The sequence below is a fragment of the Micromonospora sp. WMMD1128 genome, assembly GCF_027497235.1.
Lineage (GTDB): Bacteria > Actinomycetota > Actinomycetes > Mycobacteriales > Micromonosporaceae > Micromonospora.
In genome coordinates this window covers 548,515-573,928 of sequence record NZ_CP114902.1, presented here as the reverse complement: position 1 = coordinate 573,928, position 25,414 = coordinate 548,515, and the positions used below count along the sequence as shown (strand labels likewise).

Below are 25,414 nucleotides of genomic sequence, written 5' to 3'. Positions count from 1 at the left end.
CGGGTCAGAAGCCCGGGCCGTGCTGGTGGCCGTGGCCGTGCGAGTGGCCGTGCCCACCGGCGGCGGCCGGCTCCGGCTCGGCCGGCTTCTCCACGATGAGGCTCTCCGTGGTGAGCAGCAGGCCGGCGATCGAGGCGGCGTTGGTGACCGCGTTGCGGGTCACCTTCACCGGGTCGAGGATGCCGGCCCTGGCCAAGTCGACGTATTCGCCGACGGCGGCGTCGAGTCCGGTGCCCCACTCCTGGCCGGCGACCTTCTGCACCACCACGTAGCCGTCGTGGCCGGCGTTCTGGGCGATCCAGCGCAGCGGCTCGACGAGCGCCTTGCGCACGATCGAGACGCCGACCTTCTCGTCACCGGTGAAGCCCAGGTCGTCGTCGAGCACCGGCAGGATCTGGGCCAGGGCGGCGCCGCCACCCGGGACCGTACCCTCCTCCACCGCGGCCTTGGTCGCGGCGATGGCGTCCTCGATGCGGTGCTTGCGCTCCTTCATCTCGACCTCGGTGGCCGCGCCGACCTTGATCACCGCGATGCCGCCGGAGAGCTTCGCCAGCCGCTCGGCCAGCTTCTCCCGGTCCCACTCGGAGTCCGAGGCCTCGATCTCCTTGCGGATCTGGGCGACCCGGTCGGCGACCTCGGCGGACTGGCCGCCACCGTCGACGACGGTGGTGTTCTCCTTGTCGACGACGACGCGGCGGGCGGTGCCGAGCACCTCCAGGCCGACCTGGTCGAGCTTGTAGCCCAGCTCCGGGGCGACCAGCTCGGCGCCGGTCAGGATCGCCATGTCCTGGAGCATCGCCTTGCGCCGGTCGCCGAAGCCGGGGGCCTTCACCGCGCAGACCTTGACGGTCTTGCGGATGGCGTTGACCACGAGCGTGGACAACGCCTGGCCCTCGACGTCCTCGGCGATGATGAGCAGCGGCTTGCTGTTCTGGAGGACCTTCTCCAGCAGCGGCAGCAGCTCCTCGATCGCCGAGATCTTCTGCGTGGTGATCAGGATGTACGGGTCCTCCAGGACCGACTCCTGACCCTCCGCGTCGGTGACGAAGTTCGGCGAGATGAAGCCCTTGTCGAACTGGAGCCCCTCGGTCACCTCCAGCTCGGTGGTGAGCGCGGAACCCTCCTCGACGGTGATCACACCGTCGCGGCCGACCCGCTCCATCGCCTCGGCGATCAGCTCGCCGATGGTGGCGTCCTGCGCGGAGACGGTCGCCACGTGCGCGATCGACTCCTTGCTGGCGACCTCGACGGCCCTGCCGAGCAACGCCTCGGAGACCTTCGTGGCCGCCGCGTCGATGCCCCGCTTCAGGGCGGTCGGGTTGGTGCCGGCGGCCACGTTGCGCAGGCCCTCGCGCACCATGGCCTGGGCCAGCACGGTCGCGGTGGTGGTCCCGTCGCCGGCGACGTCGTTCGTCTTCGTCGCCACCTCCTTGACCAGCTGCGCGCCGAGGTTCTCGTACGGGTTGGTGAGCTCGATCTCCTTGGCGATGGTCACACCGTCGTTGGTGATCGTGGGCACACCGAACTTCTTGTCCAGGACGACGTTGCGCCCGCGGGGGCCGAGGGTGACCTTGACCGCGTCCGCGAGGGCGTTGACACCGTGCTCGAGCAGGTGCCGGGCGTCATCCGAGAAGCTCAGGATCTTTGCCATCAGTATCCCTTCGAAGCATCGTTGCCCCGGCCCGGCGAGCCGGACCGGGGCAACGACACTGATCGGTTGCTTACTTCTCGATGACCGCGAGGACGTCGCGGGCGGAGAGCACCAGGTACTCCTCGCCGGCGTACTTGACCTCGGTGCCGCCGTACTTCGAGTAGAGAACGGTGTCGCCGACCTTCACGTCGACCGGCACGCGGTTGCCCTTGTCGTCGATCCGGCCCGGGCCGACAGCGAGGACGGTGCCCTCCTGCGGCTTCTCCTTGGCGGTGTCGGGGATCACGATGCCCGAGGCGGTGGTGGTCTCGGCCTCGTTCGCCTGCACCACGATGCGGTCCTCGAGCGGCTTGATCGCAACCTTGGTCGCGGTAGTCACGGGCATACCCTCCTGGGGTACTTGGTGTCGTTACCGGTCGGCACGCCGACCAGCGTCAATCTGCCACATGCCACCGGGCGGGGCCGTCGTCGCGGGTGCCGGTCCGCCTGGCGTTCAACCCCCGGACACCAGGGCCCGGGCGTTGGCACCCTCAGGGTGAGAGTGCTAATCGCAGGTTATTCCTCGGCTAGCACTCCGTCAAGGAGAGTGCCAGCGCGTCGTCCGCCGTGTCGCTCCGCGAGGCGGGTCGGGACAATGGGCGGGTGGATCTCGACCAGCTCGCCGCCCTGCGTACCCCCGAGGGGTCGGCCGCGCTCGACGCGGCGGCGCGGGTGGCCGGCGGCGACCCGCTGACGGCGGCGGGTGCGCTCCGGTCGGCCGGGGTGCCGGCCGGGCTCGCGGCGGCGGCGCTGACCCAGGCGGAGCTGCGTCGCCGCGCCGTCGGCAAGTTCGGGTCGGCGGCGGCCCGGATGTTCCTCACCCGGGCCGGGCTGGAACAGGCCACCCGGCGGGTGGTCGCCGACCGGCGGGCCGCCCGGCTGCGCGCCGCGGGGGTGACCACGCTGGCCGATCTGGGTTGCGGCCTGGGCGCGGACGCGCTCGCCGCCGCCCGCGCCGGCATCCGGGTGTACGGGGTGGAGGCCGACCCGGTGACCGCCGCGATGGCCGCCGCGAACGCCGAGGCCGCCGGGCTGGCGGAGCTGTTGACGGTGGAGTGCGGCGACGCCACGGCGTTCGACGTGACCGGGGTGGAGGCGGTCTTCTGCGACCCGGCCCGGCGGCGGGCCGGCACCGGCCGGCGGATCTTCGACCCGAACGCCTACTCGCCGCCCTGGGACTTCGTCACCGGGCTGGCCGCGCGGGTGCCGCACACCGTGGTGAAGGTGGCCCCCGGCCTGGACCACGCGCTGATCCCGGCCGGCGCCGAGGCGGAGTGGGTAAGCGTGGACGGCGACCTCGTCGAGGCGGCCCTCTGGTGCGGCGCGCTGGCCGAGGTCCCCCGCCGCGCCACCCTGCTGCACGAGAAGGAAGGGCCCCCACTTAACGCCTCCGGTAGAGGAGGGGCCCCTTCTTATCACCTCACCGGCACCGGTGGAGAGGAGGCGACGGTGGGGCCCGTGCGGCGGTTCCTGTACGACCCGGACCCGGCCGTGGTCCGCGCGCACCTGGTCGCGGAGCTGGCCGCCGACCTCGACGCCACCCTCGCCGACCCGTCGATCGCCTACCTCTACGCGGACGCGGCGCGGCCCACCCCGTTCGCCCGCTGCCTGGAGATCACCGACGTGCTGCCGTTCTCGCTGAAGCGGCTGCGCGCCCTGCTGCGGGAGCGCCGGGTCGGCCGGGTGGAGATCCGCAAACGCGGGTCGGCGCTGGAGCCGGAGAAGCTGCGCCGCGACCTGCGCCTGGCCGGCGACGCGGCGGCCAGCCTGGTGCTGACCCGGGTGGCCGGCGCGCCCACCACGCTGATCTGCCGGCCGGTGCCGGCCGCCGGCTGAGCGGCGTCACCGGCCGGGCGCGTCGCCATCGCCCCGACGGCACCGGCGCCGGCCTACGTTGAGCACGGTCGGGTTTCGACTCGCCCGGGAGCGGCGGCCGGGTTAGCTTGGCGGTCATGGCGGGACGGGGCACTCCGGCGACCGCGCTGCTGACCAAGCGCAAGATCGTGCACAGCACGCATCCGTACGACGTCTCGCCGGACGCGCCGAACTACGGCGCGCTTGTCGCCGCCGCGCTCGGGGTGCCACCGGAGCGGGTGTTCAAGACGCTTGTCTCGGACGTCGACGGCGAGCTGACCGTGGCGGTGGTGCCGGTGACCGGCGAGCTGGACCTGAAGGCGCTGGCCGCGGCCGTCGGCGGTAAGCGGGCCATGCTGGCCGACCGGATCGCGGCCGAGCGGGCGACCGGGTACGTGCGGGGCGGGATCAGTCCGCTCGGGCAACGCCGGGCGCTGCCGACAGTGGTCGACGCCTCCGCGCTGGCGCACCCGACGGTGTACGTCTCGGCCGGCCGCCGGGGTCTGCAGGTGCAGCTCGCCCCGGCCGACCTGGTCGCGCTGACCGGGGCCGTGACCGCCCCCGTCGCCGGGCGCTGAGCGGGCGGTTCTTTCCCCGGTGTCGGCCGGGTGACAACCGCGTTGCTGAATTGTTACCGCCGCCAACAAACTTCTGACCTCGGCACTCTTGCGGAGGGCGGGAAGCGCGGAATACGTTGCCGGACACAACAAAACAACCGAATGCAACTCCCCACCCCCGAAAGGACCCGTGCACATGCGCAAGGGCTTCCTCACCTTCGCGGCCGTCGGCCTCCTCGCGACCGGCAGCATGGCCGCCTGCGGCGACGACGGCGGTTCCGACCAGGCCGGCGGTTCGAACGACAAGAAGCCGAAGATCGGCGTGATCCTGCCGGACAGCAAGTCCTCCGCCCGCTGGGAGGGCGCGGACCGCAAGTACCTCAAGGAGGCGTTCGACGCCGCCGGGGTCGAGTCCGACATCCAGAACGCGCAGAACGACAAGACCGCGTTCCAGACCATCGCCGACCAGATGATCACCAACGGCGTCAACGTGCTGATGATCGTCAACCTGGACTCCGGCACCGGTAAGGCCGTGCTCGACAAGGCCAAGTCGCAGGGCGTGGCCACCATCGACTACGACCGGCTGACCCTGGGCGGCTCCGCCCAGTACTACGTCAGCTTCGACAACGAGGCCGTCGGCAAGCTCCAGGGCGAGGGCCTGGTCAAGTGCCTGACCGACAAGGGCGCCAAGAACCCGGCGATCTCCTACCTCAACGGTTCGCCGACCGACAACAACGCCACCCTGTTCAAGAACGGGTACGACTCGGTGCTCAAGCCGAAGTTCGACGCGAACGAATACACCAAGGTCGCCGACGACTCGGTGCCGGCCTGGGACAACGCGCAGGCCGCGACCATCTTCGAGCAGCAGATGACCAAGGCCCGCGGCAAGATCGACGGCGTGCTCGCCGCCAACGACGGCCTCGGCAACGCGGCCATCTCGGTGCTGAAGAAGAACAAGCTCAACGGCAAGGTCCCGGTGACCGGCCAGGACGCCACCAAGGAGGGTCTGCAGAACATCCTCGCCGGTGACCAGTGCATGACCGTCTACAAGGCGGTCAAGAAGGAGGCGGACGCCGCCTCCGAGCTGGCCATCGCGCTCGCCAAGGGCGAGAAGAAGGACACCGGCCAGACCGTCAAGGACCCGGAGGGCAACCGGGACGTCCCGTCCGTGCTGCTCGAGCCGAAGGCCATCTACAAGGAGAACGTCAAGGACGTCGTGGCAGACGGCTACGTCACCAAGGACGAGCTCTGCACCGGTGCTTTCGCCAAGCTCTGCACCGACGCCGGCGTGAGCTGACCCACCCCGCATCAGGCGGCGCCGCCCGGCCCGGGGAAACACTCCCGCGCCGGGCGGCGCTCCCCGCCCCACGCCCGGACGGGATCCGAGACCTCCCCTCCGTTTGAAGGAGACCCCCGTGTCCGCAACCCCCCTGCTGGAGCTACGCGGGATCGACAAGAGCTTCGGTCCCGTCCAGGTGCTGCGTGACGTCGCGCTCACGGCACACGCCGGCGAGGTGACCGCGCTCGTCGGTGACAACGGCGCCGGCAAGTCGACCCTGGTCAAGTGCATCAGCGGCATCTATCCCACCGACGCCGGCCAGTTCCTCTTCGACGGCAGGCCGGTGAGCATCAACAGCCCTCGGGACGCCGCCGCGCTCGGGATCGAGGTCGTCTACCAGGACCTGGCACTCTGCGACAACCTCGACATCGTGCAGAACATGTTCCTCGGCCGGGAGAAGCACAGCGGCATCGTGCTCGACGAGCCGACCATGGAGCAGATGGCCGCCGAGACCCTGGACGGCCTCAGCGTCCGCACCGTGAAGTCGTTGCGCCAGCACGTGTCCAGCCTCTCCGGCGGGCAGCGGCAGACCGTCGCCATCGCCAAGGCCGTGCTCTGGAACAGCAAGCTGGTCATCCTGGACGAGCCCACCGCCGCGCTCGGCGTCGCGCAGACCGCCCAGGTGCTGGAGCTGGTCCGCCGGCTCGCCGACAACGGCCTGGCCGTGGTGCTCATCTCGCACAACATGAACGACGTCTTCGCGGTCTCCGACCGGATCGCCGCGCTCTACCTCGGCCAGATGGTCGCCCAGGTGAAGACCACCGACATCACCCACTCGCAGGTGGTCGAGCTGATCACCGCCGGCCGCTCCGGCGACCTCGGCCTCGCCGGCGAACCGGGCAGCAACGGCACCGGCGCCGCGCCCGTCGACACCACTCCAGGAGCCGTCCGATGACCGCCACCGCCGTGAAGAAGGAACGCCCGGCCGGCCTGGCACCGGCACCGACCGTGGGCACCCACGTGAACAACTACTGGCGCCGGGTACGCGGTGGCGACATCGGCGCCCTGCCGGCCGTGGTGATGCTCGTCGCGCTCGCCGTCGGCTTCTCGATCGCCCGCCCGTCGTTCTTCACCGCCGGCAACCTCGCCAACCTGTTCACCCAGGGCGCGGCCGTCACGCTCATCGCGATGGGCCTGGTCTTCGTCCTGTTGCTCGGCGAGATCGACCTCTCCGCCGGCTTCGCCAGCGGTGTCTGCGCCGCCATCCTGGCCAACACCGTCACCGTGCTCGGCTATCCCTGGTACGTGGCGGTGGTCGCCGCCGTCGGCACCGGCGTGGTGATCGGCGTCGTGCTCGGCCTGCTGGTCGCGAAGGTCGGCATCCCGTCCTTCGTGGTCACGCTCGCCGGCTTCCTCGCGTTCCAGGGCGTCGTGCTGACGCTGATGGACGAGGGCGCCAACATCTCGGTCCGGGACAGCGTGCTGGTGGCGATCGCCAACCGCAACCTCCCGCCCGTGCTGGGCTGGGCGCTGGCCGTGCTGGCCGTCGCCGGGTACGCGGCCGTGCAGTTGCTGCGCTACCGCAACCGGTCGGCCCGTGGTCTGGTCACCGACCCGATCGCGGTGGTGGCCGCCCGCATCGGTGGCCTCGCCGTGATCCTCGGCGTCGCGGTCTACGTGCTCAACCTGGAGCGCAGCCGCAACGTCCTGGTGGTCTCGCTCAAGGGCGTGCCGATCGTGGTGCCGATCATCGCGCTGCTGCTTGTCGTCTGGACGTTCGTGCTCCAGCGCACCAGCTACGGCCGGCACATCTACGCGGTCGGCGGCAACGCCGAGGCGGCCCGCCGGGCCGGCATCAGCGTGGACCGGATCCGCGTCTCCGTCTTCGTCATCTGCTCCGGGATGGCGGCCATCGGTGGCATCGTGGCGGCCAGCCGGGCCAACTCGGTCGACCCCAACACCGGCGGCAGCAACGTGCTGCTCTACGCCGTCGGCGCGGCGGTGATCGGCGGCACCAGCCTCTTCGGCGGCAAGGGCCGCGTCCTCGACGCCGTGCTCGGTGGCGCGGTGGTCGCGGTGATCGACAACGGCATGGGACTGATGGGGTACAGCTCGGGCGTCAAGTTCGTGGTCACCGGCGTGGTCCTGCTCGCCGCCGCGACCATCGACGCGCTGTCGAGGCGGCGAGCCGCCGCCACCGGCACGCGCTGACCTCGGGCGCGGACACACCATGGCAGTGGCAATGCGCGCGGGTCCCAGCCAGGACGAGATCCGCCGGCAGAACCTGGGCGCATTGCTCCGCTACGTGCACGTGCACGGCGCCACCACCCGCGCCGAGCTGACCACCGCGCTCGGGCTCAACCGCAGCACCATCGGCGCGCTGACCGCGGACCTGGCCGCCGCCGGCCTGGTCAGCGAGGGGACACCGAAGGAGACCGGCCGGGCCGGACGACCGTCACTCGTCGTCCGGCCCGAGTCGGGCCGGGTCTACGCGTACGCGTACAGCGTCGAGGTGGACCGGCTGCGGGCCGCGCGGGTCGGGCTCGGCGGCGAGGTGCTCGACCGCCGGGAGCTGGACCGGCCGCGCAACCTCGTCGCCGGAGAGGCCGCCCCGCTGCTGGCCGGCGCGGTCAAGGAGATGCACCAGACGGTGCCGGCGGAGTCGTTCTGCGTCGGCGCCGGGGTCGCGGTCTGCGGCATGGTGCGCCGCGACGACGGGCTGGTGCGGCTCAGCCCCACCACCGGCTGGGTGGACGAGCCGATCGGCGCGGCGCTCGCCGCCGAGCTGGGCATCGACGTACCCATCACGGTGGGCAACGTGGCTGACGTGGCCGCCTTCGCCGAACACGCCCGCGGCGCGGCCACCGGCTGCGACAACGTGATCTACCTGTACGGCGACGTGGGCGTCGGCGCCGGCATCATCGCCGGCGGGCGGCGGCTGACCGGGCACGGCGGCTACGGCGGCGAGGTCGGCCACATGGTGGTGGTCCGCGACGGCGCGCGCTGCGACTGCGGCCGGCGCGGTTGCTGGGAGACCGAGATCGGCGAGTACGGGCTGCTGCGCGCCGCCGACCGGGCCGACGCGCGCGGTCGCGACGCCCTGCTCGGGGTCTTCGACGCGGCCGACCGCGGGGACGCCCGGGCGCAGAGCGCGGTCCGGCAGGCCGGCGACTGGCTCGGCTTCGGCGTGGCGAACCTGGTCAACATCTTCAACCCGGAGATGGTCATCTTCGGGGGCACCATGCGCGACCTCTACCTGGCCGCCGCCGCCCAGGTGCGCAGCCGGCTCAACCGCAACGGGCTGCCCGCCTGCCTGGAACACGTGCGGCTGCGTACCCCGAAACTCGGCGACGACGCGGCGCTGGTCGGCGCCGCCGAGTTGGCTTTCGAACGCCTCCTTGCCGACCCGCTGAACTGATCGGCCCGGGGATCCGTACCAGTGTGCGGACGGCGGGACGGCCGGCGGGTGCGGCCGTCCGCGACCCGCGTAACGGTCCGGACCGAGGAGGCACCGCAACCATGGCATCGCTGGAATCCGCACGTCGCCGGCTGGCGCACCGGGTGACCCTGCTGCTCGTCGCGATCGGCGCGGGGATCGGCGTTCTTCCCGGCGCGGCGCTGGCCGCACCCAATCCCGGCGTGCAGATGAACGCCGCCGACATGACGCTGCTCAACGGCGTCCGGCTGGCCGGGCTCTGGGAGATGCCGGCCGGGATGATGGCCGCCGAGAGGGGCCAGTCCCCCCGGGTACGGGAGGTCGGCGCGGAGATCGCCCGCCAGCACGGCGTGCTTGACGAGTTGGTGGTCGAGGCGGCCAACAAGCTGGGCGCGGTCCTGCCGACGGACCCGACGACCCAGCAGAAGGGGTGGCTGACCGAGATGCAGAACGCCACCGGCGCACAGTTCGACCAGATTTTCGTCACCCGGCTCCGGGTCGCCCACGGCAACATCTTCCCGGTGATCGGCGCGGTCCGGGCCAGCACCAAGGACCCGGTCGTGCGCAAGCTCGCCGAGGACGCGAACAAGTTCGTCAACGACCACATGACCATGCTGGAGAGCACCGGGCTGGTCCGCTGGCAGCAGTTGCCGCCGCCCGCGCTGCCGGCGGCGCAGCGGGACTCGCTTGTCGCCGCCGCCCAGGCCAACGCCGCCGGCGGTGGCGGGCTCCAGGTGGGCACCGGGATCGTGTGGGCGGTCTTCCTGATCGCGCTGGGCACCGGTGGATACACGACCTGGCGGTTGATGCGCCGCTCCTGAGCAGGCGTTAGGAGGGGGCCCCGCTTAACGCCTCCGGTATAGGCGGGGCCCCCTCCTAACACCCTCAGCGGTCGACGGAGGTGAAGTCCCAACTGTGTGGGGGGCGGGCGACCAGGCGCATGGGGGGCTCGGGCAGAGCCTGCGGGTTGTTCCGCCACTTCGAGATCACCACCAGCCGATGGTCGGTGGAGGAGAACACCTCGCTGGCGACGTGCATCGGGTCGTGCTCGAACTCGGGGAGCGCGGTCTCGCAGACCCAGGTGATCAGGTCGGCGAAGCCGTACGGCTCGGCCTTCGCCTCCCACATCCGGACGATCATTCGGTCCCCTCCTGCGGTCCGACGCTGACCACGGTCAGCGGCATCGCCGAGTCGGCCGGCAGGTCCAGCCGGCTTGGGGCGACACCCGCGGCGACCAGGTGCGAACCGAGCGCCGCCACCATCGCGCCGTTGTCCGTGCAGAGCTTCGGCCGGGGCGTACGCACCCGGACGCCGTGCCTCGCGGCCCGCTGCTCGGCCATCGCCCGCAGCCGCGAGTTGGCCGCCACCCCGCCGCCGATCACAAGCGTGTCGATCCCGCTGCTGCGACAGGCGTCGAGTGCCTTGCCGACGAGCACGTCGCAGACCGCCTCCTGGAAGGACGCCGCCACGTCGGCCACCGGCACCGGCTCACCGGCCCGTTGCCGCGCCTCCACCCAGCGGGCCACCGCCGTCTTCAGGCCGGAGAAGGAGAAGTCGAAGCGGTGCCCGGCCAGGTCCTTCGCGGCGGTCAGCCCGCGCGGGAACGCGATCGAGGCCGGATCACCGGCGCGCGCCTCCCGGTCGATGTGCGGCCCGCCCGGGAAGGGCAACCCGAGCAGGCGGGCCACCTTGTCGAACGCCTCCCCGGCCGCGTCGTCGATGGTGGCGCCGAGCGGCACGACGCCCCGGGCCAGGTCGTCGACGCGCAGCAGCGACGAGTGCCCGCCGGAGACCAGCAGCGCGATCGCCGGCTCGGGCAACGGGCCGTGCTCAAGCGTGTCCACGGCCACGTGCGCGGCGAGGTGGTTCACCCCGTACACCGGCTTCTCCGCGGCCACCGCGTAGCCCTTCGCGGCGGCGACGCCGACGAGCAGCGCGCCGGCCAGGCCCGGCCCGGAGGTCACCGCGATCGCGTCCACGTCGGCGATGGTGACGCCGGCTTCCCGCAGCGCCCGGTCCATGGTCGGCACGATCGCCTCCAGGTGCGCCCGGCTGGCCACCTCCGGCACCACCCCGCCGAACCGGGCATGCTCCTCGACGCTCGACGCAAGCGCGTCGGCCAGGAGCGTGTGCCCGCGCACGATGCCCACGCCGGTCTCGTCGCAGGAGGTCTCGATGCCGAGAATCAGTGGTTCGTCAGCCATCCGCGTCAGTCCTCGGTGCGCTGCATGACCAGCGCGTCGGTGTTGCTCGGTTGGTAGTAGCCGCGCCGCACGCCGATCGGCTCGAAGCCGTACGTGGCGTACAGGCGCTGCGCCGGGGCGTTGTCGGCGGCGACCTCCAGCAACGTGCTGCGGACGCCGCGCCGGGCCGCCTCGGCGAGCAGCGCCTCCAGCAGCGCCCGACCCACGCCGCGGCGCTGAGCGTCCCGGCGGACCGCGATGTTCTGCACCCACGCCTCGTCCGGCGGGGCCACGGCCAGCCCGGCGTACCCGGCCACGCCGCCGTCGTCGTCGACGGCGACCAGATAGAAGTGCCCGTTGGCGAGTTCGTTCCAGAACATCCCCGGCGACCACTGCTCGGCGCCGAACAGGTCCGCCTCGATGGGCAGCACCTCGTCCACCTGCCACCAGCGGAACCGACTCAGCCTCATCGCAGGACCGGCTTGTGGCCGGTGGCCGCTTCCGCGTCCGGCCGGCGCAGGTAGAGCGGGGTGAGCGGCTCGCCCGGCGCGCCCGCCCGGATCCGTTCCGCGGCGAGGCCGGCCAGCGCCATCGGGTCCGGGTAACGCGGCTCGGCCCGCACCGGCAGCCCCAGCACGTCCGCGTACCGGTGCGCGCCGTCGCCGACGGCGACGGCGACGGCCAGGTCGCGGGCGCGCTCGGCGGCCACCGCCGGTGCGGCCACGTCCGGCCCGGCGACGCGCCGGCCGGCGCCGTCGTAGACGGCCCAGTAGACCTCCCGCCGCCGCGCGTCGCTCGCCGCCAGCACCGTCTCACCGTCGTCCGACGGCGGCAGGCCGAGGCCGTCGAGCGAGCAGACGCCGTACGTCGGCACGCCCAGCACCTGGCCCATCGTGGCGGCGGTGACCAGACCCACCCGCAGGCCGGTGAACGGCCCGGGGCCGAGCCCGGCGACGATCGCGGCCAGGTCGGCGGGGCGCGCGCCCACGTCGGCGAGCACCGCGTCGACCTGCGGCGCGAGCAACTCGCCGTGGGCGCGGGCGTCGACCGTGCACCGGGACGCGCGGAGCGCGACGCCGTCCGCCGAGACCTCGGCCAACGCCGCGGTCACCGCGGACGTCGAGGAGTCCACCACGAGTACGAGCACGGTTTGCCAGCCTATCCGGCCCGGTTCGGCCGACGCGGGTCAGCCCGGCGCGAACCGGACCGGGTGCCCGGCGCGAACCGGATCGGGTCAGCGGTCCGGCGCGGGCCGGACCGTTCAATCCGGCGCGGGCCGGATCGGGGTGAGCGGGGCGGTCAGCCTGCGGAACGCGCCCAGTCGACGGTGGGCAGGCCCACGTCGGCGAGCGCCTTGTCGGCCGCGCTGAACGGACGGCTGCCCAGGAAGCCCTTCGGGTTCATCGGGCTGGGATGCCCGGCCTCCAGCACCACGTGAAGCGGGTTGGTGACCAGGGCCGCCTTCTTGCGCGCGTAGCCGCCCCAGAGCAGGAAGACCACCCGCTGGTCGAGCCCGTCGAGCGCCCGGATGGTGGCGTCGGTGAACTCCTCCCAGCCCCGGTTGGCGTGCGAGCCGGGGGCGGCCTGCCGGACCGTCAGCACCGAGTTGAGCAGCAGCACACCCTGCGCCGCCCAGCCGTCCAGGTTGCCGCCGCGTGGCTTCGGCACGCCCAGATCCGCCTCCAGCTCCTTGAAGACGTTGCGCAGCGACGGCGGCACCGGCACACCCTCGCGCACGCTGAAGCTCAGGCCGTGCGCCTGCCCCGCCTTGTGGTAGGGGTCCTGACCGAGGATGAGCACCCGGGTCTGACCCGGCCCGCACAACCGGTAGGCGGAGAACAGGTCGGCCAGCGGCGGGAAGACCGTGGCGGTGGCGTATTCCCGGGCGACGAACTCGGCCAACGCCGCGGTGCGGGCCGGGTCGAGGTGCGGGGAGAGGGCCGCACGCCACGGCTCGGGCAGGAGCGCCAACAGGTCGAGGGCGGGGGCATCGTCGGGCATCGGCAACCTTTCGCAGTCGTCCCCGGGACTCTAGGCAGCGGGTACGACAGCGCTCAGTCGAGGGTGGCCAGCCGGGCCGCCCAGTCGCCGCCGGCCGGTTCCAGCGTGACCACCCGGCTGTCGTCGTCCCGCCTGTCGATGCGGACCCGCAGGTGCGCGTCGACCAACTGCTCGACCATCCCCTCGCCCCACTCCACCACGGTCACCGCCTCGTCGACCGAGGCGTCCAGGTCGAGGTCGTCGATCTCGGCCCGCGGATCCGCGGCCTCACCCAGGCGGTACGCGTCGGCGTGCACGAGCGTCACCCGCCCGCCCCGCGCCGGGTCCGGCCGGTGTACCCGGGCGATGACGAAGGTGGGCGAGGTGATGTCGCCGCGTACCCCGAGGCCGGCGCCGAGGCCCTGGGTCAGCGCGGTCTTGCCGGCCCCCAGCGGACCGCTGAGCAGCAGCAGGTCCCCCGCGCGCAGCACGCCGGCCAGCCGCCGGCCGAACTCGCGGGTGTCGTCGACGGTCTTCAGCTCCACCACGACCACACTCACCCCAGTGACTCCAGGAACCTCGCCAACGCCGCGTTGACCTCGTCGGCGTGCTCGAGCATCACCACGTGCCCGCTGTCGTGGATCTGCACGAACTCGGCCTCCGGAAGCCGCCGGACGATCTCCTCCGAGTGCGTCACCGGCGTGATCATGTCCTTGTCCCCCACGATCACCAGCACCGGCGTGCCGGCGAGCGCGGCCAGCGCCGGGAAACGCGAGTGGGTGGCCAGGGTCCGCAGATAGCGGGTCACCGTGTCCGCCGAGGTGCGGGAGTTCATCATCTCCACGTACGACACCAGAGCCGGGCTCGGCTTCGGGGTGCCGAAGCCGTACCTGCGGGTCAGCAACCAGGCCACGTTCGAGGTGGACCGGCGGGCCTTGTCGATCACCGTGCCGCCGTACCGGGTGGCGTTGCTCATCATGTGGAGCACCGGCGCGCCGACCCGGCCGAGCAGCGCGGGGGCCACCAGCTTGGTCTCCGCCGCCAGACCGCCGGAGGTGGCCATCAGCACCGTGCCGACCACCCGGTCGCCGAACAGCTCCGGACAGAGCTCGGCCAACGCCATGATGGTCATGCCGCCCATCGAGTGCCCGACCAGCACCAGCGGCCCCTCCGGGGCCACCTCGTCGAGCACCCGGCGCAACGTGCGGCCCAGCGCGGCCAGGTCGTACTCGCCGGTCTCCAGTCGCCCGGAACGGCCGTGCCCCGGCTGGTCGTACGCGACCACCCGGTAGTCGCCCCGGTCGGCGAGCATCTTGCGCTGGAAGTGGAAGGTGCCCATGTCCAGACAGAAGCCGTGCACCAGCACGACCGTCGGGTGCCCGGCGACCGGCCGGGTCGGCTCGACCACCTCCACGTGGATGTCGGTGCCGTCCGGCATCTCCAGCTCGTACGCCTCGTCGTAACGCTGCCGGTCGAACACCTCGTGGGCGTACCGGTCGGCGGGGTCGTTCTTGAGCCGGCGGACCAGGACCCGCTCGCTTGCCACACCCGCCGCGAGCCCGGCGGCGGCCACCCCGACGGCGGCGCCGACCAGCCCGGCCACCTTGCCGGCGGCGCCGCGCGGCCGAGGCACCCGCAGCCGCGGGCTCATGTCTTCTCGCCGTCGTAGACGCGCGGGACCCGGACCCCGCCGAACCGGGTGACGATCTCGTAGTTGATGGTGCCGACCGCCTCGGCCCAGTCGTCGGCGGTGGGCTCGCCGTCCGCGCCGCTGCCGAACAGCGTCGCCACGTCGCCGGCGGCCACCTCGTCATCGCCGCAGTCGACCACGAACTGATCCATGCAGACCCGCCCGGAGATGGTCCGCCGCTCACCGCCGAGCAGCACCGGACCGGTGTTCGAGGCGTGCCGCGGCACTCCGTCCCCGTAGCCGAGCGGCACCACGGCCAGGTTGCTCTCGTTCTCGGTCAGGTAGGTGTGGCCGTAGGAGACGCCGGTGCCGGCCGGGACCCGCTTGGTGAGCATCACCCGGGCCCGCGCGGTCATCGCCGGGCGCAGGCCGAACCGTTCGCCCGCGACCGGCGACAGGCCGTAGATGGCGATGCCCGGACGGACCAGGTCGAAGTGGGTGTCCGGTCGGGTCAGCGTGGCCGCCGAGTTGGCCAGGTGGCGATAGCGGGGGCGCAGGCCGGCCCGCGCCACCATCTCCAGCCCCTCGTGGAAGACGGCGAGTTGGCGGTCCGTGGTGGGGTGGCCGGGCGAGTCCGCGTAGACGAAGTGGCTCCACACGCCCACCACCTCGACCAGACCGTCGGCCTGGGCCTTCGCGGCGGCCTCCAGCAGCGCCGGCCAGTCGGCGACGGTCGCGCCGCCGCGGGAGAGCCCAGTGTCGATCTTGAGATGCAGCCGGGCCGGCCGGTCCGCCCGCCGGCTCGCCTCGGTCATCTCGTCGAGCTGGGCCAGGCTGGCGCAGCCGAGATCGACGCCGACCGCGATCCCGTCGTGCAGCGGCAGGCCCGGGTCGAGCAGCCACGCCAGCACCGGCGCGGTGATCCCCTCCTGGCGCAGCCGGAGCGCCTCGTCGAGGGTGCAGACACCGAGCTGGTCCGCCCCGGCGTCGAGCGCCGCGCGGGCCGCCGGCAACATGCCGTGCCCGTACCCGTCGGCCTTGACCACGGCCATCAGCTCGGCGCTGGTTCCGGCCTTCAGCCGGGCCACGTTCTCCCGGATCGCGTCGAGATCGACCCGCACCTCGGACTGCCACATGCCCCCAGCCTACTTCCGCCGGTGATCATCCTGGCCGTGAGCCGCGCGGTCGGCCCCGCCACCCGGCCGCCGCCGGGCCCTGGATCAACCCAGACGGGCCAGCACCGGACGCAACGCCGCGGCCACGTCGGGCGCGGTCACCGGACCGTCGCCCGCCGCCTCCCGGCCGGCCAGCCCGTGCAGGTACGCCGCGGCGGCGGCCGCCCGCTCGGGAGCCAGCCCGGCGGCGAGCAGCGAACCGAGCAGCCCGGCCAGCACGTCGCCGGTGCCGCCGGTGGCCAGCGCCGGCGTGCCGGTCGGATTGACGTACGCCCGGCCGTCGGGGGTGCCGACGATCGTCCGGTCGCCCTTCAACAGCACCACCGCGTTCATCCAGGCGGCCAGTCGCAGCGCCGCGGCGACCCGGTCCTCCCCCGGCATCTCGCCGCAGAGCCGGGCGAACTCCCGGTCGTGCGGGGTCACCACGATCGGGGCGTCCCGCCCACGCAGCCGGTCGGCGAGCTTGCCGTCGACAAGCAGCGTCAGCGCGTCGGCGTCCAGCACCACCGGCACCGGCGCGGCGAGCACCGCGCGCAACTCGGCGGCGGAGTCCTCGCCGGTGCCGAGCCCCGAGCCGCAGACCCATGCCTGCACCCGGCCGGCGTCGGCGACCCGGTCGGTGGCGATCACCGACGGGTGCTGGCGCACCACCTCGGCCCGCGCGCCGCCGGCATAGCGGACCAGGCCGGTGGGACCGGCGAGCGCACCGCCGACCGAGAGCACCGCCGCACCCGGGTAGGTGGCCGAGCCGGTCGCCACCCCGACCACACCCCGGGAGTATTTCTCCGACGAGACGCCGAGCGCCGGCCACCAGTCGGCCACGTCGGACCACTCGGTCACCCGCAGCGCCGGTGAGCCGCGCAGCCACGGCGTGAGCCCGATGTTGACCAGGTCGACCTGGCCGGCGAGCGGGGCGGCCGGACCGACCACCAGAGCCGGCTTGAGCGCGCCGAAGGCGACGGTCACGTCGGCGCGGACCGCTGCGGGCCGACCGGCGCCGGTCAGCGGGACGTGGCCGGTGTCCACCGCGACGCCACTCGGGACGTCCACCGCGACCACCGTGGCCCGGGTGCCGTCCCGGCCGACGCGCTCGGCCAGGCTCCCGGCGAGCTGGTCGGCCGTCTCCCGCAGGCCGCCGGTGCCGCCGATGCCCACGATGCCGTCGAGCACCAGGTCGACCACGGCGGACGGCCGGTCGACCACCCGCCCACCGGCGGCGCGCAGCGCGGCCAGACCGTCGGGGTGCGCCCGCCCGGGCGTGAGGAGCAGGACGTCGACCGCGGCGCCCCGGCGGGCCAGGCGCGCGCCGGCGTAGAGGGCGTCACCGCCGTTGTCGCCGGAGCCCACGAGCAGCAGCACCCGGGCGCCGTAGACCCCGCCCCGGTCCGCCAGCAGCAGCGCGCACCGGCGGGCCAGCCCGGCTGCGGCCCGTTGCATCAGCGCCCCGGACGGGAGGGTCGCCATCAGCCCCGCCTCCGCCGCGCGGACATCCGCGACCCGCCACACCGGTCTCATGCCATCCCGTCCCGTTCGTCCCCGCCGGCCGGATCGGCCTCGATCACGAACTCACCCTACCGGCGGGCCGGGTCCCGGGCAGGCCGGCGAACGCCCCCTGTGGAAAACCGGCGACGTTGTCCACAGGGACGGCGCGAAGGGTGCCGTCCCGCCTAGCGTCGCCGCTGTCCGGGTCCGGCAGGTGGGGCCGGCGGGGTGGGGAGGTGGTCGTGGTCGAGGAGCCGTTCACCGTCGATCCGGAGTTGCTGCGCGCGGTGGCCCGGGGGCTGACCGACGACGCCTACCGGCTGGCCCACGGGCCGGGCGGGATGCCGACGCCGCCGGCGCCGCCGCCGGACGGCTGGCGGACCGGGGTGGCGCTCGATGATCTGGAGACCGCGGTGCGGCGCTGGTCCGGCACGATCGCGGCGGGGGTGGCCGCCGGCGCCGAGGCGCTACGCGGCGGCGCGGACGGCTACGAGGCGGTGGACGAGCGGGCCGCCCGCCGTGTCGCCGGGGCGTCGCGATGAGCGGCGACGGCGTCCGCGCGGGTCCGGTCGGCTACGCGCAGCTGTGGCGGGCGGATCCGGGCGCCTGGCTCGCCACCGGAGCGGCCTGGCGCGGGCTCGTCGACCCGGTGCGCCGTCGGGCCGACGGGCTGACCGCCCGGGCCGGCGACCTCCGGTCGGGCTGGTCCGGCGCCGCCTCGACGGCCGCCCAGCGGCGTCTCGCCGAGTTGCGCACCGCGCTCACCGACGGGCTGCCCGCCCTGTTCGAGATCGACCAGGCGCTCGCCGAGTTCGCCGCCCGGGTGGGCGCGGCGAAGGCCCGGCTCGGCGCCGAGGTGGCCCGCGCCGAGACCGGTGGCCTGTCCGTGGACCGCACCGGCGCCGTCCGGCCCGACCCGGCCCGGCCCGTCGACCGGGCCGGGCCCGCGGTGGTTCAGGCGCAGGCCGGGATCCGCCGTGCGCTGGCCCTGGCGGGCGCGGCGGATCGGGAGGCGACCGGCCGGCTGGCGGAGATCGCCACGGCGGCGGTGACCGGGTGGGTGAGCGTCCCACCCGGCTGGCGGCCGGGGCCCGGAGCCGGGCCGGTCGAGGTGCGCCGCTGGTGGACCGGTCTGAGCCCGGCCGAGCAGCGGTGGCTGGTCGGGCACGAGCCGGGCCGGGTGGGCCGCCTGGACGGGGTGCCGGCCGCCGCGCGTGACCGGGCCAACCGGCTGTTGCTCGCCGACCGGCGTCAGGAGCTGCTCGCTCGCCGCCTCGCCCTGCTACGTCCGCTGCCGGCAGGTCCGTTCGAGGTGACCCGGCGTGCTCGGCTGGCCGGGGTGGAGGCGGCGCTACGCGGCCTGGACGGGCTGGGTGAGCGGCTGGCGACGCCGTCCGCGCCGCGGGCGTACCTGCTGGGGCTCGACCTCGCCGGGGACGGGCGGGCGATGGTGGCGCTCGGCAACCCGGACCGGGCCGGCGCGGTGCTGACCTACGTCCCCGGCATGACCGCGGACCTGGCCGACGCGCCGGCCGAGTTGGGCCGGGCCGCCCGGGTGCTGGACCGGTGCGCGGCGATCGGGCCGGGCGAGGAGACGGCGGCGGTGCTCTGGCTGGACTACGACGCGCCGGACTTCCTCACCGAGGCGGCCGGCGCCCGGCAGGCCGAGGACGCCGGGCCGGCCCTGCACCGGTTCCAGGAGGGGCTGCGGGCCACGCACGAGGGGTCGCCGGCCCGGCAGACCGTGCTCGGGCACAGCTACGGCTCGCTCGTGGTCGGCGCCGCCGCTCGCGACCACGGGCTGGGCGCGGACGCGCTGGTCTTCGTCGGGTCGCCCGGGGTCGGCGTCGACCACGCCACCGAGCTGCGGATGCCGGCCGGGCAGGTCTGGGCGTCGACCGCGCCGGACGACGTGATCCGGCTCGTCCGCCAGCCGGACGAGCTGGCCCGCCGGGCCGTGCTGGCCGGCACGCCGCTCGGGCCGGCGCTGGCCGTGCTGGACCCGCACTCCGACCGGCTCTGGTTCGGCGCAGACCCGAGCGCGCCGGGCTTCGGTGGCCGGCGCTTCCCGAGCGCAGGGCACGGCCACACCGGCTACTGGGATGCCGACAACCCGGCCCTGGACGGGATGGCGCGGATCGTGCTGGGCCGGTGAGACGCCGGGGCCCGCTCCGTGCCGGGCGTCGATCCGAGCTACTCGACCGTGACCGACTTGGCGAGGTTCCGGGGCTGGTCGACGTCGTGTCCGCGGGCCGCGGCGATCTCGGCCGCGAGCACCTGGAGCGGCACGGTGGTCACCAGCGGCGCGAGCAGCGTCGGCGTACGCGGCACGTAGATCAGATGGTCGGCGTAACGGACCACCGCCTGGTCGCCCTCCTCGGCGATCACGATCGTGCGGGCGCCCCGGGCGCGCACCTCCTGGATGTTGGAGACGACCTTGTCGTGCAGCATGCCCCGGCCGACCGGGGACGGCACGATGCAGATCACCGGCGTGCCCTTGTCGATCAGCGAGATCGGGCCGTGCTTCAGCTCGCCGGCGGCGAAGCCCTCGGCGTGCATGTACGCCAACTCCTTGAGCTTCAGGGCACCTTCCAGGGCGACCGGGTAGCCCACGTGCCGGCCGATGAACAGCACGGTCGGCTCGGACTTCAACTCGCGGCCGAGCTCGCGGACCGGCTCGATCCGGTCCAGCAGCTCGCGCAGCTTGCCCGGCATGTCCTGGAGCTGGGACACCACCGCGCCCACCTCGTCGGCGAACTTGATGCCCCGCACCTGGGCCAGATGCAGCCCGATCAGATAGCAGGCGACGACCTGGGTGAGGAACGCCTTGGTGGAGGCGACCGCGATCTCCGGGCCGCCGTGTGTGTAGAGCACCGCGTCGGACTCGCGCGGGATGGTCGAGCCGTTGGTGTTGCAGACCGCCAGCACGCGGGCCTTCTGCTCCTTGGCGTGGCGCAGCGCCATCAGTGTGTCCATGGTCTCGCCGGACTGCGAGATCACCACGATCAGGGTGGAGCGGTCGAGCACCGGGTCGCGGTAGCGGAACTCGCTTGCCAGCTCCACCTCGCAGGGGATCCGGGTCCAGTGCTCGATGGCGTACTTGGCGACCAGGCCGGCGTGGTAGGAGGTGCCGCAGGCGACGATGAAGATCTTGTCGACGTCGCGCAGGTCCTGCTCGCTGAGGCGGACCTCGTCGAGCGCGATCTCGCCGCTCTCGGTGAGCCGGCCGAGCAGCGTGTCGGCGATGGCCTGCGGCTGCTCCTCGATCTCCTTGAGCATGAACCAGTCGTAGCCGCCCTTCTCGGCGGCTGACGAGTCCCAGTCGATGTGGAAGTCCTTGCCGGTCGCGGGCTGGCCGGCGAAGTCGGTGATCTCGATGCTGTCACCGGTGATCAGGACGATCTGGTCCTGCCCCAGCTCGACCGCGTCCCGGGTGTGCTCGATGAACGCCGCCACGTCACTGGCGAGGTAGTTCTCGCCGTCGCCCCGGCCCACCACGAGCGGCGAGTTGCGCCGGGCGCCGACCACCGCGCCGGGGATGGCCGCGTCCACGGCGAGCAGGGTGAACGCCCCTTCGAGTCGCCCGCAGACCACCCGCATGGCGGACGCGAGCAACTGCGGGCCGTCGGCTTCACCGGCCGACCGCAGATCGGCGAGCGCACGGGCGATCAGGTGTGCGGCGCACTCGGTGTCGGTGTCGCTGGCGAACTCGACGCCCTCGTCCTCCAGCTCGCCGCGGAGCTTCGCGAAGTTCTCGATGATGCCGTTGTGGATGACCGCGACCCGGCCGTCCGGGGAGAGGTGCGGGTGGGCGTTGCGGTCGGTCGGCCCGCCGTGCGTGGCCCATCGGGTGTGGCCGATGCCGGTGGTGCCGTCGCCGATGCCGATCGGGCTGGCGGCGCAGTCCTCGGGGTTGTCGGCGGCCCGCTCGGAGAGAACCTTCTCCAGGTTGGCCAGCTTGCCGGCCTTCTTCTCGGTCAGCAGCTCGTCGTCGCAGACCACGGCGACTCCGGCCGAGTCGTAGCCGCGGTATTCCAGCCGCCGCAGTCCGTCGAGCACGATGCCGAGCGCCGGGCGCGCACCGGCGTAACCCACGATTCCACACATGGTTCGCAGCCTAGCCGAGTTTCGCTCATCGTGCGTGCGCGGAAGGCGGGTCATCGATCACCAAGCATGAGCGAACCGATCAACATCGCCCCACCCGGCAGACAAATCACCCAGCGCGATCTCCTTTGCCGCACCTCCCCACAACACCCACCTCAAGCGATTGGTCCCTCACCGTCCGTTTCGTCCAGCCGCCTCGACGGATCTGACCGGTAAACAGACTCAGCTTGCACCCGTTTGGCCGTCTTGATGCCCCCGGTGCTCGGGAGACGTCGGTAGGCCGGACGCCAGTTCGGTGATGTGGCGGTATCCGACCACCGGCGATGCCCCCACTTCACCGAACTGGTGTTGATCATGGCCAAACGATCACCGCCCGCGCTTCCTCGCACGAGACCCGGCCGGAGAGCAGGCCACCGTGCGGCCGGTTGCCCGTTTTCACGCCTGCGCGGCGTCCCGACGAGACCAGGTGACTTGGAAGATTTCGGCCCCGGGAGGGGCCGTTACCTTCCAAGATCTCCGACGGGGCGAGGTGAAGCGGTCGCCGGGCGGGCGGGGGCGCGGGGATGGCTTGCACGCCCTACATTGAGGGCCCGGGCGGCATCCCCGGGGTCCATCCCTCCGCGGTCGCCCGCCGCCGTACCCCTGTGAGCTGAGCCGATGTCCGAGACGGCCCCCACCCCCGAGCCGACCCCCAGGCCGAGTGACCCGACGGCGCCGCCGCTCTCCGGCGAGCCCGCCACCTGGACGCCGCCGGACCCGCTGGCCGCGCCGCAGCCCTGGGCGCCGCCCGCGCCATGGACACCGACGCCCTGGGAGCCGACCCCCTGGACGCCCGGGGCCGGCACGAGCGGACAGGCAGGCGGCGCCACCGGCCAAGCCGGCGTCGAAGGACAGGCCCGCACCACCGGACAGCCGACTCCGGACACGCCGGGATGGCCACCGGCCGCGTATCCGCCCGCGCCCCACCAGCCCGGACCGTATCCGCCCGCGCCCCACCAGCCCGGACCGTATCCGCCCGCGCCCCACCAGCCCGGACCGTATCCGCCCGCGCCCCACCAGCCCGGACCGTATCCGCCCGCGCCCTACCCATCTGGACCGTATCCGCCGGGACCATATCCGCCGCCGTTCGCGTACCCCGGGGGGACGCCGCGCCGGTCGGGCGCGGGCTGGGTGCTCGGCGTGGTCATCGCGGCGGTCGTCGCGCTGGTGCTTGCCGTCTGCGGGTGCGTCGGCCTGGGCATGCTTGGCAGCTTCAGCGAGGGGTCGGTCACGTCCGGGGAGCCGTACGAGCCGCCGTTCGTCGACGGGTCCGGGGAGCCGGGCTGGCCGGACGGACCCGGCGGATTCACCGACGAGCCGACCGAAACGCCGGTGGTCCCGGCCACCACACCGTCCGCCGGGCGTGGCCGGTTCACGGTGGTGTACGAGATCACCGGCACGGGAGCGGCGAACGTCGAGTTCTACGACGCCAACGGCGACTTCCTCACCGTGAACGGGATGCAGCCACCGTGGCGGCTGGCGTTCACCGCGAACGACCGGAAACAGGTGCAGATCGTCGCCATTCCCGATGACCAGCAGCGCGACGGGGTGAGTTGCCGGATCACCGTGGACGGGAAGGTCGTGTCCCGGGATTCGAGCGCAACGGGCGGGATGGCGTCCTGCTTCGGCTGGTGAGGGGCCGGAGACGGGCCGTAGGCTGGCCGCCGTGACGACGACGGATCCGCTGGTGGCCCGCATGCGGCCGTTCGGCACCACCATCTTCGCCGAGATGTCGGCGTTGGCCGTGCGCACCGGCGCGGTCAACCTGGGGCAGGGCTTCCCGGACACCGACGGCCCGCCGGAGATGCTCGCCGCCGCCGCCGAGGCGCTGCGGACCGGTCACAACCAGTACCCGCCGGGGCCGGGGATCCCGGCGTTGCGCGCGGCCGTTGCGGCCCACCAGCGCCGGTTCTGGGGCCTGGAGTACGACCCGGACGGCGAGATCGTGGTGACCGCCGGCGCGACGGAGGCGATCGCGGCGAGCATCCTCGCGCTCTGCGAGCCGGGTGACGAGGTGGTCTGCTTCGAGCCGTACTACGACTCGTACGCCGCCTCGATCGCGCTGGCCGGCGCGGTGCGCCGCCCGGTGACGCTGCGCCCGGGCCCGGACGGCCGGTACGCCTTCGACCCGGCCGAGCTGCGCGCCGCGTTCGGGCCGCGGACCCGGCTGGTGCTGCTGAACTCGCCGCACAACCCGACCGGGAAGGTGTTCACCGCCGACGAGTTGGCCCTGGTCGCCGAGTTGTGCCGGGAGCACGACACGTACGCGGTCACCGACGAGGTCTACGAGCACCTCGTGTTCGCCGACGCCGCCGCGCCGCACGTGCCGCTGGCCACGCTGCCGGGGATGTGGGCGCGCACCCTGCGGGTGTCCTCGGCGGGCAAGACGTTCTCCTGCACCGGCTGGAAGGTCGGCTGGGTGAGCGGCCCGGCGTCGCTCGTCGCGGCGGTGCTGCGGGTGAAGCAGTTCCTCACGTTCGTCAACGCGGGCCCGCTGCAACCGGCCGTGGCGGTGGCGCTCGGCCTGCCGGACGCCTACTTCGCCGGTTTCGCCGACGACCTGCGACGCCGGCGGGACCAACTCGTCGCCGGGCTGGCCGACGCCGGGTTCGGGGTGCTCACGCCGGAGGGCACCTACTTCGTCACCGCCGACGTCACCCCGCTCGGCGGGCGGGACGGGGTGGAGTTCTGCCGGTCCCTGCCGGAACGGTGCGGGGTGGTGGCGGTGCCGACGCAGGTCTTCTACGACGACGTGGCGGCGGGTCGCACGCTGGTCCGGTTCGCGTTCTGCAAGCGGCCGGAGGTGCTCGCCGAGGCGGTGACCCGGCTGCGCCGGCTCGGGGCGGACGGGTGAGCGACGGGTACGCGGAGCGGCTGCGCCGGCTGGCCGCCCAGCGCGGCTGCGACACGATGCTCTCCGGCGTACGTCCGGAATCGGTGCGGGAGCAGGTGGCGGCGCTCGGCGCGGTGGCCGGTGACGACCTGCCCGACGTCTACGGCGAGGGCGGCCCGGTCGCGGAGCTGGAGGCGCGGGTGGCCGGGCTGCTCGGCACGGAGGCGGCCGTGCTGTTCCCCTCCGGCACGATGGCCCAGCAGGTCGTCATGCGTTACGGCGCGGAGGCGACCGGCCGGTCGGGGGTGGGCCTGCACCCGCTCAGTCACCCGTTGCTGCGCGAACGCGAGGCGTACGCGCTGCTGGCCGGTGTGCGGGCGGTGCGCACCACGACCGCGCCGCGCAACCCGAGCGCCGACGAGGTGGCCACGCTCGACGAGCCGATCGGCACGCTCCTGCTGGAGTTGCCGCTGCGCGACGCCGGGTTCGTGCTGCCGACCTGGGACGACCTGGTCGCCGTCGTCGCGGCGGCCCGGGCCGGGGGCGCCCGGGTGCACTTCGACGGCGCACGGCTCTGGGAGTCGACGGTTCATCTGGGCTACTCGACGGCCGAGATCGCGGCGTTGGCCGACAGCACGTACGTCTCGTTCTACAAGTCCCTCGGCGGCCACTCGGGCGCCGCGCTGGCCGGCGACGCCGACCTGGTCCGCTATGCCCGCGCCTGGCGGCACCGCTACGGCGGCACGCTGTTCCAGCAGTGGCCGGCGGCGCTCGCCGGGCTCGCCGGGTTGGAGCGGGAGCTGCCCCGGCTCGGCGGATACGTGGGGCACGCGAAGGTGGTGGCCGAGGCGTTGGCCGCCCTGCCCGGCGCCCGGGTGCATCCGACCCCGCCGCACACCCACCAGTTCCGGTTCTGGCTGCCGTACCCGGCGGCGGTGCTCGACGCGGCGAACCTGGCGCTCGCCGAGCGGGAGCGGGCGTGGTTCGTCGGCGGCTGGCGGGACAGCGAGGTGCCGGGGCTGGCGCTGGCCGAGGTGACGGTCGCCGGGCCGGCGCTGGAGTTGGACGCCGGCGCGGTCACCGACCTGGCCGCCCGCTTCCTGCGCCGCCTGCCGACGACCTGACCGGCGGATCGCCGGACCGGGCCGCCGGACCGGCCAGGCGACCGGGCT

Annotated in this window: 24 protein-coding genes; 12 read left to right on the top strand and 12 right to left on the bottom strand. The window is 73.6% G+C overall.

Translation table 11 applies throughout. The annotated features are described in order from the left end of the window. Nucleotides 1–4 precede the first annotated feature (4 nt). Both groL and groES read right to left on the bottom strand, forming a co-directional pair. Nucleotides 5–1,651 carry a chaperonin GroEL gene (gene groL / locus O7602_RS02870; RefSeq protein ID WP_281586679.1) on the bottom strand — a complete coding sequence of 549 codons (1,647 nt, stop codon included), beginning with the start codon at nt 1,649–1,651 and terminating at the stop codon, nt 5–7. 70 nt (nt 1,652–1,721) lie between these two features. Next, entirely contained in the window at nt 1,722–2,036 is a 315-nt protein-coding gene (gene groES, locus O7602_RS02865; RefSeq protein ID WP_088998427.1) for a co-chaperone GroES, read from the bottom strand. A 257-nt stretch (nt 2,037–2,293) separates the two neighbouring features. Between groES and O7602_RS02860 the strand changes: the two genes are divergently transcribed. The 7 genes from O7602_RS02860 to O7602_RS02830 all read left to right on the top strand — a co-directional run bounded on the left by O7602_RS02860 (nt 2,294) and on the right by O7602_RS02830 (nt 9,637). Then, nucleotides 2,294–3,526: a methyltransferase domain-containing protein gene (locus tag O7602_RS02860; protein WP_281586678.1), complete on the top strand. Its 1,233-nt coding sequence runs from the start codon at nt 2,294–2,296 to the stop codon at nt 3,524–3,526. A gap of 116 nt (nt 3,527–3,642) precedes the next feature. Further along, nucleotides 3,643–4,122, top strand: a complete 480-nt coding sequence (gene ybaK, locus O7602_RS02855) for a Cys-tRNA(Pro) deacylase (RefSeq protein WP_281586677.1) — start codon at nt 3,643–3,645, stop codon at nt 4,120–4,122. Nucleotides 4,123–4,297: 175 nt separating this feature from the next. Beyond that, nucleotides 4,298–5,398, top strand: coding sequence for a substrate-binding domain-containing protein (locus tag O7602_RS02850; protein ID WP_281586676.1), 1,101 nt, complete (start codon nt 4,298–4,300; stop codon nt 5,396–5,398). 118 nt (nt 5,399–5,516) lie between these two features. Next, nucleotides 5,517–6,335 (top strand): ATP-binding cassette domain-containing protein, encoded by an 819-nt coding sequence (locus O7602_RS02845; RefSeq protein ID WP_281586675.1) that lies wholly within the window; start codon nt 5,517–5,519, stop codon nt 6,333–6,335. Further along, the gene (locus O7602_RS02840; RefSeq protein WP_281586674.1) at nt 6,332–7,591 is read left to right on the top strand and encodes an ABC transporter permease; all 1,260 of its coding nucleotides are present in this window, start codon (nt 6,332–6,334) and stop codon (nt 7,589–7,591) included. The genes O7602_RS02845 and O7602_RS02840 overlap by 4 nt, the downstream gene beginning before the upstream one ends. A 31-nt stretch (nt 7,592–7,622) precedes the next feature. Then, complete coding sequence (locus tag O7602_RS02835) at nt 7,623–8,798, top strand: ROK family transcriptional regulator (protein ID WP_281586673.1); 1,176 nt, start codon at nt 7,623–7,625, stop codon at nt 8,796–8,798. Nucleotides 8,799–8,899: 101 nt separating this feature from the next. Beyond that, nucleotides 8,900–9,637 (top strand): DUF4142 domain-containing protein, encoded by a 738-nt coding sequence (locus O7602_RS02830; RefSeq protein WP_281586672.1) that lies wholly within the window; start codon nt 8,900–8,902, stop codon nt 9,635–9,637. 64 nt (nt 9,638–9,701) lie between these two features. Here the strand turns inward: O7602_RS02830 and O7602_RS02825 are convergent, their stop codons facing one another. The 9 genes from O7602_RS02825 to O7602_RS02785 all read right to left on the bottom strand — a co-directional run bounded on the left by O7602_RS02825 (nt 9,702) and on the right by O7602_RS02785 (nt 17,299). Next, nucleotides 9,702–9,956 carry a hypothetical protein gene (locus O7602_RS02825; protein WP_281586671.1) on the bottom strand — a complete coding sequence of 85 codons (255 nt, stop codon included), beginning with the start codon at nt 9,954–9,956 and terminating at the stop codon, nt 9,702–9,704. After that, on the bottom strand, nt 9,953–11,020 hold the full coding sequence (gene tsaD / locus O7602_RS02820; protein WP_281586670.1) for a tRNA (adenosine(37)-N6)-threonylcarbamoyltransferase complex transferase subunit TsaD: 1,068 nt from the start codon (nt 11,018–11,020) through the stop codon (nt 9,953–9,955). The genes O7602_RS02825 and tsaD overlap by 4 nt, the downstream gene beginning before the upstream one ends. Nucleotides 11,021–11,025: 5 nt before the next feature. After that, complete coding sequence (gene rimI, locus O7602_RS02815; protein WP_281586669.1) at nt 11,026–11,469, bottom strand: ribosomal protein S18-alanine N-acetyltransferase; 444 nt, start codon at nt 11,467–11,469, stop codon at nt 11,026–11,028. Next, nucleotides 11,466–12,146: a tRNA (adenosine(37)-N6)-threonylcarbamoyltransferase complex dimerization subunit type 1 TsaB gene (gene tsaB, locus O7602_RS02810; RefSeq protein ID WP_281586668.1), complete on the bottom strand. Its 681-nt coding sequence runs from the start codon at nt 12,144–12,146 to the stop codon at nt 11,466–11,468. The genes rimI and tsaB overlap by 4 nt, the downstream gene beginning before the upstream one ends. Before the next feature lie 152 nt (nt 12,147–12,298). Then, complete coding sequence (ung, locus tag O7602_RS02805; RefSeq protein ID WP_281586667.1) at nt 12,299–13,000, bottom strand: uracil-DNA glycosylase; 702 nt, start codon at nt 12,998–13,000, stop codon at nt 12,299–12,301. A 53-nt stretch (nt 13,001–13,053) separates the two neighbouring features. Beyond that, the gene (gene tsaE, locus O7602_RS02800; RefSeq protein WP_281586666.1) at nt 13,054–13,539 is read right to left on the bottom strand and encodes a tRNA (adenosine(37)-N6)-threonylcarbamoyltransferase complex ATPase subunit type 1 TsaE; all 486 of its coding nucleotides are present in this window, start codon (nt 13,537–13,539) and stop codon (nt 13,054–13,056) included. Beyond that, on the bottom strand, nt 13,536–14,630 hold the full coding sequence (locus tag O7602_RS02795; protein WP_281586665.1) for an alpha/beta hydrolase: 1,095 nt from the start codon (nt 14,628–14,630) through the stop codon (nt 13,536–13,538). The genes tsaE and O7602_RS02795 overlap by 4 nt, the downstream gene beginning before the upstream one ends. Next, nucleotides 14,627–15,745, bottom strand: a complete 1,119-nt coding sequence (gene alr / locus O7602_RS02790) for an alanine racemase (protein ID WP_281586664.1) — start codon at nt 15,743–15,745, stop codon at nt 14,627–14,629. The genes O7602_RS02795 and alr overlap by 4 nt, the downstream gene beginning before the upstream one ends. A gap of 84 nt (nt 15,746–15,829) precedes the next feature. After that, a complete protein-coding gene (locus O7602_RS02785) occupies nt 15,830–17,299 on the bottom strand; it encodes an NAD(P)H-hydrate dehydratase (protein ID WP_281586663.1) in 1,470 nt (489 codons plus the stop codon). Between the two features lie 203 nt (nt 17,300–17,502). Here O7602_RS02785 and O7602_RS02780 point away from each other — a divergent pair, with 203 nt between their 5' ends. Beyond that, nucleotides 17,503–17,808 carry a hypothetical protein gene (locus tag O7602_RS02780; protein WP_281586662.1) on the top strand — a complete coding sequence of 102 codons (306 nt, stop codon included), beginning with the start codon at nt 17,503–17,505 and terminating at the stop codon, nt 17,806–17,808. Then, nucleotides 17,805–19,421, top strand: a complete 1,617-nt coding sequence (locus O7602_RS02775) for an alpha/beta hydrolase (protein WP_281586661.1) — start codon at nt 17,805–17,807, stop codon at nt 19,419–19,421. Before O7602_RS02780 ends, O7602_RS02775 begins: the two co-directional genes overlap by 4 nt. 38 nt (nt 19,422–19,459) lie before the next feature. Here O7602_RS02775 and glmS read toward each other — a convergent pair whose 3' ends face one another. Beyond that, nucleotides 19,460–21,373: a glutamine--fructose-6-phosphate transaminase (isomerizing) gene (gene glmS / locus O7602_RS02770; protein ID WP_281586660.1), complete on the bottom strand. Its 1,914-nt coding sequence runs from the start codon at nt 21,371–21,373 to the stop codon at nt 19,460–19,462. 1,176 nt (nt 21,374–22,549) lie between these two features. Here glmS and O7602_RS02765 point away from each other — a divergent pair. Genes O7602_RS02765 through O7602_RS02755 form a run of 3 tightly spaced genes read left to right on the top strand, consistent with a single transcriptional unit; the run spans nt 22,550 to nt 25,366 of the window. Further along, nucleotides 22,550–23,044, top strand: coding sequence for an MmpS family transport accessory protein (locus O7602_RS02765; protein WP_281586659.1), 495 nt, complete (start codon nt 22,550–22,552; stop codon nt 23,042–23,044). A gap of 31 nt (nt 23,045–23,075) precedes the next feature. Then, complete coding sequence (locus O7602_RS02760) at nt 23,076–24,263, top strand: pyridoxal phosphate-dependent aminotransferase (RefSeq protein ID WP_281586658.1); 1,188 nt, start codon at nt 23,076–23,078, stop codon at nt 24,261–24,263. Continuing rightward, nucleotides 24,260–25,366 carry a beta-eliminating lyase-related protein gene (locus tag O7602_RS02755; RefSeq protein WP_281586657.1) on the top strand — a complete coding sequence of 369 codons (1,107 nt, stop codon included), beginning with the start codon at nt 24,260–24,262 and terminating at the stop codon, nt 25,364–25,366. The genes O7602_RS02760 and O7602_RS02755 overlap by 4 nt, the downstream gene beginning before the upstream one ends. The last annotated feature ends 48 nt before the right edge of the window (nt 25,367–25,414 follow it).

Excerpts from the sequence above, each read along its gene's own strand:
- groL (WP_281586679.1), bottom strand. The coding sequence starts at position 1,651 with ATGGCAAAGATCCTGAGCTTCTCGGATGACGCCCGGCACCTGCTCGAG.
- groES (WP_088998427.1), bottom strand. The coding sequence starts at position 2,036 with ATGCCCGTGACTACCGCGACCAAGGTTGCGATCAAGCCGCTCGAGGAC.
- ybaK (WP_281586677.1), top strand. The coding sequence starts at position 3,643 with ATGGCGGGACGGGGCACTCCGGCGACCGCGCTGCTGACCAAGCGCAAG.
- O7602_RS02850 (WP_281586676.1), top strand. The coding sequence starts at position 4,298 with ATGCGCAAGGGCTTCCTCACCTTCGCGGCCGTCGGCCTCCTCGCGACC.
- O7602_RS02840 (WP_281586674.1), top strand. The coding sequence starts at position 6,332 with ATGACCGCCACCGCCGTGAAGAAGGAACGCCCGGCCGGCCTGGCACCG.
- O7602_RS02835 (WP_281586673.1), top strand. The coding sequence starts at position 7,623 with ATGCGCGCGGGTCCCAGCCAGGACGAGATCCGCCGGCAGAACCTGGGC.
- O7602_RS02830 (WP_281586672.1), top strand. The coding sequence starts at position 8,900 with ATGGCATCGCTGGAATCCGCACGTCGCCGGCTGGCGCACCGGGTGACC.
- O7602_RS02825 (WP_281586671.1), bottom strand. The coding sequence starts at position 9,956 with ATGATCGTCCGGATGTGGGAGGCGAAGGCCGAGCCGTACGGCTTCGCC.
- tsaD (WP_281586670.1), bottom strand. The coding sequence starts at position 11,020 with ATGGCTGACGAACCACTGATTCTCGGCATCGAGACCTCCTGCGACGAG.
- rimI (WP_281586669.1), bottom strand. The coding sequence starts at position 11,469 with ATGAGGCTGAGTCGGTTCCGCTGGTGGCAGGTGGACGAGGTGCTGCCC.
- ung (WP_281586667.1), bottom strand. The coding sequence starts at position 13,000 with ATGCCCGACGATGCCCCCGCCCTCGACCTGTTGGCGCTCCTGCCCGAG.
- O7602_RS02795 (WP_281586665.1), bottom strand. The coding sequence starts at position 14,630 with ATGAGCCCGCGGCTGCGGGTGCCTCGGCCGCGCGGCGCCGCCGGCAAG.
- alr (WP_281586664.1), bottom strand. The coding sequence starts at position 15,745 with ATGTGGCAGTCCGAGGTGCGGGTCGATCTCGACGCGATCCGGGAGAAC.
- O7602_RS02785 (WP_281586663.1), bottom strand. The coding sequence starts at position 17,299 with ATGAGACCGGTGTGGCGGGTCGCGGATGTCCGCGCGGCGGAGGCGGGG.
- O7602_RS02775 (WP_281586661.1), top strand. The coding sequence starts at position 17,805 with ATGAGCGGCGACGGCGTCCGCGCGGGTCCGGTCGGCTACGCGCAGCTG.
- glmS (WP_281586660.1), bottom strand. The coding sequence starts at position 21,373 with ATGTGTGGAATCGTGGGTTACGCCGGTGCGCGCCCGGCGCTCGGCATC.